A 10,255-nucleotide genomic window follows, 5' to 3' on the forward strand; every position below is an offset into this window, starting at 1 on the left:
CGCCCGCGCGCCCCGACGGCCGTCCCGCCCGTCGCGTCCGTCCCGGCCGTCCCTTCCGTCGCGTCCGTCGGCGCCGCTCCGTGCGTCGGGCGCGGCCACGGGGGTGGGCGGTGTGACCACGTGCTCGGTCGGTGTGTACGAGAGCTCCGCGCCGGGCGGCGTGGCCGCCGGGGCCGTCCCGGCCGCGCAGGCGGCGAGGAGCCGGCGCGCCTCCGCGGCCGCCATCCGCCGGTGCGGGTCGCGTTCGAGCAGGCCCTTGACGACCGGCAGCAGCGGGCCGAGCGCGGGCGGCGGCTTGATCTCGTCGAAGACGACGGCGTGCAGCACGGCGGCGATCGAGTTCCGGCGGAACAGCGACTCGCCGGTCACCGCCGCGCACAGCAGCACGCCGAGCGACCACAGGTCGGAGGCCGGGTCGGCGGGCTCGCCCTGCATCCGCTCAGGCGCGGTGTACTCGGGCGTGCCGACGAAGGCCCCGGTGCCGCTGATCGTGGTCGCCGTGCCGGGGAGGCTGGCGATGCCGAAGTCGGTGAGCACCACGCGGCCGGTGTCGGCTTCGAGCAGCACGTTGGCCGGCTTCACGTCGCGGTGCAGCACTCCGTGGGTGTGCGCGGCGGTGAGCGCGTCGAGCAGGGCGAGCCCGGCGCGGGCGGCCTCCTCGGGGGACATCGCTCCGTCGGGGCGGGCGAGGCGCTCGGCCAGCGAGCCGCCGTCGACGAGTTCCATGACGATGACCGGCCGGCCCTCGTGCTCGACGACGTCGTGCACGACGACCACGTGCGGGTGCTTGATCCGGGCGACGGCCCGGGCCTCGCGCAGCGCGCGCGCCGGATCCGCGTCACCCTCCAGGGTCAGTTCCTTGACGGCGACCGACCGGCCGAGCAGCTCGTCGACCGCGCGCCGGACTACGCCCATGCCTCCCCGGCCGAGCGGCTCTCCCAGGCGGTACCGCCCGCCGATGACCGTGCCTTCGTTCTTGCCCGGTCCGTCGTGCTCCGACACCCGCGTCCCCCGTCCCCGCCGACCACGGTCATGATGCCGCACGTACGCGAAGGGCCGCACCCCGGTCGGTCGGGGTGCGGCCCTTCGCCGCATACGGGGGAACTCAGACGGCGAGCTCGACCGTGATGTTGCCGCGGGTCGCCTTGGAGTACGGGCAGACCTGGTGGGCCTTCTCGATCAGGCTCTTCGCGGTCTCGACGTCCACGTTCGGGATGGTCGCGGAGATCTTGACGATGATGCCGAAGCCCTCGTCGTTCTTGCCTATGCCGACCTCGGCGGTGACCGTCGAGCCCGAGATGTCGGCGTTCTCGTTGCGGGCGACCACACCGAGGGCGCCCTGGAAGCAGGCGCTGTAACCGGCGGCGAAGAGCTGCTCGGGGTTGGTGCCGGCGCCGGAGCCGCCCATGGCCTTGGGCGGGTTGACGACGACCTCGAGCGAGCCGTCGTCGGTGGCCACCCGGCCGTCGCGGCCGTTCTCGGCGGTGGCGACGGCGGTGTACAGGACGTCGGACTGCGTGATGGACATGCCTTGTCTTCCCTCTTTCGTTCGCCGCGACTCGCGCCCACGATCGCGACGGCTGAAGGAAGACTAACGGGTCGGCGAGACGATCATCTTTCCGGTGTTCTCGCCGCGGAGCATGCCGAGGAAGGCGTCCACGCCGTTCTCGATGCCCTCGACGGCGGTCTCGCCGTACTTCAGCTCGCCGGAGGCCAGCCAGCCGCCGACCTCCTGGACGAACTGCGGCTGGAGGGCCGCGTGGTCGCCGACGAGGATGCCCTGCAGGCGCAGCCGCTTGCCGATGATCATGGCCATGTTGCGCGGCCCCGGCACCGGCTCGGTGTCGTTGTACTGCGCGATCATGCCGCAGATGGTGGCGCGGCCGTGCACGTTGAGCGAGGAGATCGCGGCTTCGAGGTGGTCGCCGCCGACGTTGTCGAAGTAGACGTCGACGCCGTCCGGGGCGGCCTCGCGGAGCTGGTCCTTGACCGGGCCGTTCTTGTAGTTGAAGGCGGCGTCGAAGCCGAGCTCCTCGACGAGGTACTTGACCTTCTCGTCGGAGCCGGCCGAGCCGATGACCCGGGAGGCGCCGCGGAGCTTCGCCATCTGGCCGACCTGGTTGCCGACGGCGCCGGCCGCGCCGGAGACGAAGACCACGTCCCCCTCCTTGAAGGAGGCGACCTCGAAGAGGCCGGCGTAGGCGGTGAGGCCGGTCATGCCCAGAACGCCGAGGTAGGCGGAGAGCGGGGCCAGGTTCGGGTCGACCTTGGTGGCGTGCTTGGCGTCCACGTCGGCGTACTCGCGCCAGCCGAGGCCGTGCAGGACGTGGTCGCCGACCGCGTACCCCTCGGCGTTGGAGGCCACGACCTCGCCGACCGCGCCGCCGTCCATCGGGTGGTCCAGCTTGAACGGCGGGATGTACGACTTCACGTCGTTCATACGGCCGCGCATGTACGGGTCGACGGAGAAGTGCAGGTTGCGGACCAGGATCCGGCCCTCGGCGGGAGCGGCGACGGGCGCCTCGCGCAGGGCGAAGTCCGCGGGGGTCGGCCAGCCGTGCGGGCGGGCGACGAGGTGCCATTCACGGCTGGTTGCGGGAAGGACGGACATGGGCTGAGCCTCCTGGAAAAGTTTCACGTTCTGAAACAACCATGCGCCTGAATATTTCAGGATGTCAAGTATCTGGGTACGATGATGCCCATGACCGCCTCACGCACGACCCCGCAACCCGACCCGCTGACCCTCGAAGTCGTCGAGCTGATCGGCACGGTCGTGTCCCGCTACTACGACGAGTACGAGCAGGCGGCCGCGCAGCACTCGCTGACCGGCGCGCAGGCCCGGGTGCTCGGGCTGATCTCGCTGGACCCGGTCCCGATGCGCAAGATCGCCCGGAAGCTGAAGTGCGAGCCGTCGAACATCACCGGGATCGTGGACCGGCTGGAGGCCCGTGGCCTGGTCGAGCGCCGCGCGGACGCCGCCGACCGGCGGGTGAAGCTCGCCGCGGCCACGGACGAGGGGCGGCAGACCGCCAAGGCGCTGCGCGAGTCGCTGGACTTCGCGCGGGAGCCGCTGGGCCGGCTCAGCGAGGCGGAGCGGACGCTGCTGCGGGACCTGCTGAAGCGGATGCTGGGCGAGGACGTCGAGCTGTAGGACCCGGGCGGCGCCCGCCAGGACCTGCGCCTACACGCACCACCACAGGAACTTCGTGCAGGTCGTCGGCGTCGGGCTCGGGGCCGGCGCGGAGGGGGACGGGGGCCGTCCGTCGGTGGGGGTCTGCGAGGGCCCGCCGGTGGCCGAGCCGCTGGGCGCGGGGCTCGCGGAGCCGGAGGGCTCGGCGGAGGTGGAGGGGCGGGGGCCCTCGGTGATGCGCCCGGAGCCCCGCGAGACCCCGTCGCCCGACCCCGTGCCCGTACCCGTGCCGGAACCCCTCCGCTTGCCGCTGCCGCCCCCCGAGCCGTCGGTGGGGCGCGGGGCGTCGGAGGTGGCGGCGACCGGGAGGTCCACGGGGGACGGGCCGCCCTGCGGCTGCGACGGGTCGGCGGACGGCTCGGACGGCAGCTCCGTCTCGACCACGTCCTCCTGCTCTACAGCGGTGGCGGCGCCGCCCTCGTCCTGCTTGGTCATCACGTGGACCAGGCCGATGCCCCCGGCCGCGAGGACCAGGCCGATGCCCCCGGCCAGGACCGTACGGCCCCGGCGGCGGCCGCGGGCCCGGCGGGACCGGCCGGCCGCACGGCGCGAACGCGCCCGATGACCGGTGGGACCGGCGGCTTCCGCGGCCCGGGACGACTCGGGACGCTCCAGCGGGTCCAGTTCGAAGACATGGGCCTCGACCGCGAGCGGGTCGGCGGGCGCCTGAGGTGCCATGGACGGTGCGATGGACGGCTCCATGGACGGTTCCGCTCCCGCCCACGCCTGGGCCGCCTGCGGCTGCAGCGGCTGTGGCTGCGGCGGCAGGAAGACCGGCCCCGGCGCGGGCCGGGGTGCGTGGCGTACGTCGTACCGCAGCTCCTCGACGGGGGTCCCGCATCCGGCGCAGGCGAGAGCCCCATTGAGATGCCGTCGGCACTGATGGCAGTAGTCCATGGCGCAGGCAGGCTATGCGGCCTCCGGATCGCACAGATACCCGAGGACGTGAAGGTCCTGTGTGGAAAGCGCAGGTCACCGGCGTGCCGCCGCGAATCTCCCCCTTCGGGCAGGATGACCCGCATGAACTCGGCCGACCCAGCCGCCCCATTCGGGCCAAGATCCTTCCAGCTGGTGCTCTTGCGCCGGATGGCCGACCACCAGCCGGGGCTGGTCGAGGAGGCGCTGCGCGAACTCGATGCGACGCGCGCCGAGATGCGCGAGGCCAACCGGGTCTGGCAGGCGTGGGCGCATGCCCGCCCGTCACCCACCACCCCCCTGCCTGACGCGCTTCGCGCGGCCCCTTTCACTCCGAGCGGGCCCGGCGAACTGCACCGCTACCGGCAGGCGCTCGGCGAGCCGGCGGCCCGGCGCGCCGTCGCCGAGCTCGGCCCGGGGCTCGGCCCCGAGGTCGGCGCGGAGATCCTCCAGTGGGACCTCCCGCTCTGGCCCGGCCTGCGTTGGGAGGTGCTGACCGCCCGGCCCGGCCCGCGCAGTGCCCCGCAGGTGTGGGGCAGGGCCCTGACCCGCGCCCCCGGCGCGCCCTCCCCCGTCCTGCGGACGGCGGCCGACCTGCGGCCTTGGGGCTGCACCTTCGGCGAGGTCCGGCACGCGTTCCCGGACGCCGTGCCGCGCGAGGGCGACGCGCCCACCCGGTCGCGGCTCGACTTCACCGGGCCGGACGGGGCGGCGTACGCGGCGGAGTTCGCATGGGGGCTTTTCCAGAGACTTCTCTGAACCGGCAGCCGCAGTGACCGACCTGCCCGGACGACTGCTCTGATCCAGCGTCAGGAGGCCACGGACACCCCCGACCGGCTCAGCTCGACGCGCGCCGCGCCCGTCCCGGTCGCACGATGCGAAAAGCACCACACGCAGCACGCGCGAGCCTCACCGCTCGCGCGCCGCACCATCACTCGCGTACCGCACTCGTGCCAGCACCGCACTCCGGAGGGTCGGTCATGACCGTCAGTCTCGATCAGTTGCGCCGTTGCCATGTCGCCGTGGACCTGGGGGCCGCCAGGACCCGGGTCTTCGTCAAGGGCGCGGGCCTCGTCGTCGACGAGCCCAGCGTCGCCGCCGTGAACACCCGGACCGGAGCGCTGATCGCCGTCGGCGCGCTGGCCGAGAAGATGACCGGGCGCACGCCCGACTACATCCGGGTCATGCGCCCGGTGTCCGGCGGCACGGTCGTCGACATCGAGATGGCGCAGCGGATGCTGCGTCATCTGCTCGGCGAGAAGCTCCGCCGCCAGCTGCGCCGCAAACCGCGGCTGCGGGCCGCCGCCGCCACCCCGCACGACAGCGACCCGCTGGCGCAGCGCGCGGCCGTCGAGACCCTCGTCGGGCTCGGCGCGCGCCGCGTCGAGCTGGTCGACACCCTGATCGCCGCGGCCGTGGGCTGCGGCCTGCCCGTGGAGCAGCCCACCGCGACGATGATCATGGTGTGCGGGGCGGCGACGACGCAGGTGGCCGTGCTCTCGCTGGGCGCGATCGTCACCGCCGAGCGCATCCCGGTCGGCGGCGACGCCATCGACCACGCCGTCATCCAGCACCTGCGCCACCAGCACGAGCTGATGCTGCCGAGCCAGTCCGTACGCCCGCTCCAGCTCGCCCTGAGCGGCAACGGGCTGACCCCGCACGGCCCGACGTCCACCGAGATCCACGGCCGGGACGTGGCGACCGGGCTCGCCCGCTCCGTCCAGGTCGACACCGCCGCCGTCCGGGACGCGATCCACACGCCGCTGACGGCGGTGCTCGACGGCATCGGCAAGATCCTGCGGGACTGCCCGCCGGACCTGGTGGCCGACCTCGCCGACCGCGGAATCATGATGGTCGGCGGCAGCGCGCTGCTGCCGGGCCTGGACCAGATGCTGCGGGACGCGACCGGCATGCCGGTGCACATCGCGGAGCGGCCGGACGTCTGCGCCATCCTCGGGCTCGGCGCGATGCTGGAGGGCCGGATCCAGCCGCTGGTCCTCAACCCGCTCTCCGAAGACGAGTGAGCGGGACGGCCCCTGAATCGGAGCGGGAATCGGAACCGCGGCTGCCGAGGCTGCTGGAGGCCGTGCTCGACGTCGGCAGCGACCTCGAACTGCGCGCCAGCCTCCAGCACCTCGTCACCACCGCGACCGAACTCACCGGAGCCCGTTACGGCGCGCTCGGGGTCGTCGACCCCGAGCGCGGACGGCTCACCGAGCTGTTCACCTCCGGGATCACCGACGCCGAACGGGAGCGGATCGGCCCGCTCCCGGACGGCCGTACCGGCCTTGTGGGCGCCCTGGTCCAGGACCCGCGGCCGCTGCGCCTGGACGACCTGACCACCGACCCGCGCTCCTCCGGGGTCCCGCCGGGCCACCCCGAGATGCACTCGTTCCTCGGCGTCCCGATCCGCGTCCACACGGAGGTCTTCGGCAATCTGTATCTGACCGAGAAACGCGACGGGACGTTCACCGAGCAGGACCTCGCCATGGTGCGGGTGCTCGCCTCGCAGGCCGGCATCGCGATCGGCAACGCCCGGCTGTACGAGACCGCCCGGCAGCGGGAGCGCTGGATCGAGGGCGCGGCGGCGGTGACCACCGCGCTGCTCGCCGGGGAGCCCGCCGAGGACGCGCTGACGACGGTCGCCGAGCGGGCCCGGATGCTCGCGGACGCCTCGGCCGGGGTGGTGCTGCAGCCCACCGCGGAGGGCGGCATGGAGATCGTCGCCGCGTCGACGGTGGACGACCCGGGGGACCTGATCGGCACGACGATCGCGCCGGGCTCGCCCGTACTGGAGCAACTGCTCGGCGGGGAGCCGGTGTTCCTCGAGGACTCGGCCACCGATCCGCGGATGACCACGCACGTACGGTCCCGGTTCGGGCCCTCGATGATGCTGCCGCTGCAGAGCGGCGGAAAGCTCATCGGCACCCTCGCTCTCCCCCGGCGGCACGGCGGCCGCCCGTACACGGGCGTGGACCGGCTGCTCGCCGCGCAGTTCGCCTCCCAGGCGGCGCTCGCGCTGGTCCTCGCGGACGCGCAGAACGACCGGGAGCGGCTCGCGGTGTTCGAGGACCGCGACCGGATCGCCCGTGATCTGCACGACCTCGTCGTCCAGCGGCTGTTCGCGACGGAGATGATGCTGGAGTCGACCCGGCGGCGGGCCACGGAGTCGGCCGAGTCGGCGGAAGAGCCGCCCGAGGAGAGCGTGCTGCTGGGGCGGGCGGTGGACGAGCTGGACTCCACGATCCAGGAGGTCCGCACCGCGATCTTCGCGCTCCAACAGCCGCCGGCGGAGGCGCCCGCGTCGTTCCGCGGCCGGGTACTGCGCGAGACGGCCGGCGCGGGGGCGCTGTTGGGCTTCCAGCCGTCGGTGCACTTCGCGGGGCCGGTGGACACGCTGGTCACCGAGCCGGTCGCGGACCAACTGCTCGCCGCCCTGCGCACGGCGCTTGCGGCGGCGCACCGCCGCCCCGACGTCACCGCGATCGACGTCGTCGTCTCGGCGCCCGCGGAGCAGCACGAGGGGACGCCGCCGGTACGGCTGCGGATGACGGAGACGGGCGCGGAGACGCGGACGGTCACGTGGCCGTGAGGGCAGCGCACGGAAGAGCGCACGGAATGGCGGCGCACGGAGGAGCGCACGGAATGGCGGCGACGGAGGAGCGCACGGAATGGCGGCGCGCAGAAGGGCGCACGAAAGGGTGAGCAAGGTCGCAGTACGGCGGGCCCGCCGCCCGGGCAGAATTCCTCTCGGCATCCCGCCCACGCGAGGAGGACGACCGTTGAGCGCGCTCTTCCCGGCCCTGGCCGCCGGTTCCGACCACCCCGCCCTGCGGTTCGGGACCGACACGTTGTCGTACGAGGAACTGGCGGGCGCCGCGGGGGCCCTGGCGACGCGGATCGGGGGCGCGGGCCGGGTCGCCGTGTGGGCGACGCCGACCGCCTCGACGGCGGTCGCGGTGGTCGCGTCGCTGCTCGCCGACGTGCCGGCCGTACCGCTCAATCCGCGGACCGGGGAACGGGAGCTGGCGCACATCCTCGGCGACAGCGCGCCGGACGCGGTGTTGGCGGGCCCGGGTGAGGAACTGCCCGCGGGGTTGGCGGCGGTGCCGCGGATCGACGTGGACGTACGGGAGCGGGGCGCGGCGGTGGCCGAGTCCGCGGACGCGGAGTCCGCCGCGCTGATCGTCTACACCTCGGGGACGACGGGCCCGCCGAAGGGCGTGGTGCTGTCGAGGCGGGCGATCGCGGCGTCGCTGGACGCGCTGGCGGAGGCGTGGAGCTGGACGCACGAGGACGTACTGATCCACGCACTCCCCCTGTTCCACGTGCACGGCCTGATCCTGGGGATCCTCGGCCCGCTGAGGAGAGGCGGCGAGGTCCGGCACCTGGGCGCGTTCTCGACGGCGGGCGTGGCGCGGGAGTTGGGGGCCGGCGGCGGGACGATGCTGTTCGGCGTCCCGACGATGTACCACCGGATCGCGGACGCGCTGGACGACGACGAGGCGCTGGTCCGCGCGCTGGCCGGGGCGCGGCTGTTGGTGTCGGGCTCGGCGGCGCTGCCGGTGCACGACCACGAGCGGATCGCGGCGGCGACGGGCCGTCAGGTCGTGGAGCGGTACGGCATGACGGAGACCCTGATGCTGTGCAGCGTCCGCCCGGCGGCCGGCCCCAGGCCCGGGTCCGTCGGGCTGCCGCTGGGCGGCGTGGATCTGCGCCTGGTGGAGGACGACGGCTCGGTCCTGCACGAGCACGACGGGGAGACGGTCGGCGAGATCCAGGTACGCGGGCCGAACCTGTTCACGGAGTACCTGAACCGGCCGGACGCGACGGCGGCGGCGTACGACGGGGACTGGTTCCGCACGGGCGACATGGCCGTCCGGGATGCGGACGGCTCCGTCCGCATCGTGGGCCGCCGGGCGACGGACCTGATCAAGAGCGGCGGCTACAAGATCGGCGCGGGCGAGATCGAGAACGCGCTCCTGGACCACCCGGAGGTCCGCGAGGCGGCGGTCACCGGAGAGCCGGACCCGGACCTGGGCGAACGCATCGTCGCGTGGGTGGTCCCCGCGAACGCGGAAAAGCCCCCGACGCAGGAGGAACTGGCCACCCACGTCTCCACCCTCCTGGCCCCCCACAAACGCCCCCGCACGGTCCACTACCTGGAGACCCTCCCCCGCAACGACATGGGCAAGATCCTCAAGAAGGCCCTCCGCCATGCCTGACCGCCCGTCGGCCCGAGCCGTGATCGCACTGCTGACGGACGACTTCGAGGCGTGGGAGGGGGCGGGGCCGCGCGGAGGCTTGGACGAGGACTGGACGCCGGAGGGCGAGCGGGAGTCGGGCGCGCGGGAGGACTGGCTGCCGGAGGACGAGGTCTCGGCGCGGCGCGACGGAGCCGACCGGGAGGGTCGGCCACAGGTCGACGGGCCGTTGCGGTGGGCCGGTTACGACGCGGCTCGGGTCGCTGCCGCGCGGCGTACGGGCGAGGACGAGTCGGTGTTGTGCGGCACGGCGACGGTCGGCGGGCGGCCGTGCGTGCTCGTGGCCTTCGAGTTCGGCTTCCTCGGCGGCTCGCTGGGGCGGGCGACCGGGGACCGGCTGGTCGCCGCGTACCGGGCGGCCGCCGAGCGGCGGATCCCGCTGGTCTCGCTGGTCGCGACCGGCGGCAGCCGGATGCAGGAGGGCATGATCGCCCTGGTGCAGCTGCAGCGCGTGGCCGCGGAGACGGTGCGCCTGAGGGAGGCCGGGGTCGCGCACATCGCCGTCCTGCGCGACCCGGCCACCGGCGGCGGCTGGGCGACGGTCGGCGCGGGCGCGGACGTCGTCCTCGCCCTGCCCTCCGCCCAAGTCGCCTTCGCCGGCTCCCGCGTCCGCCCACCGGACGCCGACCCCGCCGCGTACACGGCCGAGGACCAGCACGCCCACGGCCACGTGGACGCGGTGGTCTCACGGGAGGACCTGCGCGCCACGCTGTCCCTGTGGCTCCGGCTGCTGTCGCCGGGGCGCGACGAGGAGGCTCCGGCCGGGCAGCCCGCCGAGGGCTCGGCGGCGCACGGTGCTGACGGCCCGGACGCCGACCCGCGCCCCGCCGGCACCGCGGAGGCCCGGATGACCGACGCGTCCCCCCACCCCGCCCCCGCTCCCCCG

10 protein-coding genes are annotated in these 10,255 nt (G+C 74.2%); 6 read left to right on the plus strand and 4 right to left on the minus strand.

Features of this window, described 5'->3' with window-relative positions; genetic code table 11:
- The 3 genes from VIU94_RS40200 to VIU94_RS40210 all read right to left on the minus strand — a co-directional run.
- On the minus strand, positions 1-1,002 hold a 1,002-nt coding region (locus VIU94_RS40200; RefSeq protein ID WP_524540667.1), incomplete at its 3' end, for a serine/threonine-protein kinase.
- 103 nt (positions 1,003-1,105) lie between these two features.
- Positions 1,106-1,528 carry an organic hydroperoxide resistance protein gene (locus VIU94_RS40205; RefSeq protein WP_331919852.1) on the minus strand — a complete coding sequence of 141 codons (423 nt, stop codon included), beginning with the start codon at positions 1,526-1,528 and terminating at the stop codon, positions 1,106-1,108.
- A gap of 63 nt (positions 1,529-1,591) precedes the next feature.
- Positions 1,592-2,611 (minus strand): NADP-dependent oxidoreductase, encoded by a 1,020-nt coding sequence (locus VIU94_RS40210; protein WP_331919854.1) that lies wholly within the window; start codon positions 2,609-2,611, stop codon positions 1,592-1,594.
- Between the two features lie 90 nt (positions 2,612-2,701).
- Here VIU94_RS40210 and VIU94_RS40215 point away from each other — a divergent pair, with 90 nt between their 5' ends.
- On the plus strand, positions 2,702-3,151 hold the full coding sequence (locus VIU94_RS40215; protein ID WP_331919856.1) for a MarR family winged helix-turn-helix transcriptional regulator: 450 nt from the start codon (positions 2,702-2,704) through the stop codon (positions 3,149-3,151).
- Positions 3,152-3,181: 30 nt separating this feature from the next.
- Here the strand turns inward: VIU94_RS40215 and VIU94_RS40220 are convergent, their stop codons facing one another.
- Entirely contained in the window at positions 3,182-4,087 is a 906-nt protein-coding gene (locus VIU94_RS40220) for an SCO2400 family protein (RefSeq protein WP_331919858.1), read from the minus strand.
- Between the two features lie 123 nt (positions 4,088-4,210).
- Here VIU94_RS40220 and VIU94_RS40225 point away from each other — a divergent pair, with 123 nt between their 5' ends.
- The 5 genes from VIU94_RS40225 to VIU94_RS40245 form a co-directional block, all read left to right on the plus strand.
- Positions 4,211-4,864, plus strand: a complete 654-nt coding sequence (locus VIU94_RS40225) for a hypothetical protein (RefSeq protein ID WP_331919860.1) — start codon at positions 4,211-4,213, stop codon at positions 4,862-4,864.
- A gap of 221 nt (positions 4,865-5,085) precedes the next feature.
- A complete protein-coding gene (locus VIU94_RS40230) occupies positions 5,086-6,129 on the plus strand; it encodes a rod shape-determining protein (protein ID WP_331919862.1) in 1,044 nt (347 codons plus the stop codon).
- Positions 6,126-7,697: a GAF domain-containing protein gene (locus VIU94_RS40235; protein ID WP_331919864.1), complete on the plus strand. Its 1,572-nt coding sequence runs from the start codon at positions 6,126-6,128 to the stop codon at positions 7,695-7,697. Before VIU94_RS40230 ends, VIU94_RS40235 begins: the two co-directional genes overlap by 4 nt.
- A 190-nt stretch (positions 7,698-7,887) precedes the next feature.
- Entirely contained in the window at positions 7,888-9,330 is a 1,443-nt protein-coding gene (locus tag VIU94_RS40240) for an acyl-CoA synthetase (RefSeq protein ID WP_331919866.1), read from the plus strand.
- Positions 9,323-10,255 (plus strand): carboxyl transferase domain-containing protein (locus VIU94_RS40245; RefSeq protein ID WP_331919868.1); only part of this gene is annotated, 933 nt, incomplete at its 3' end. The genes VIU94_RS40240 and VIU94_RS40245, both read left to right, overlap by 8 nt.

The organism is Streptomyces sp. (assembly GCF_036566765.1).
GTDB lineage: Bacteria > Actinomycetota > Actinomycetes > Streptomycetales > Streptomycetaceae > Streptomyces.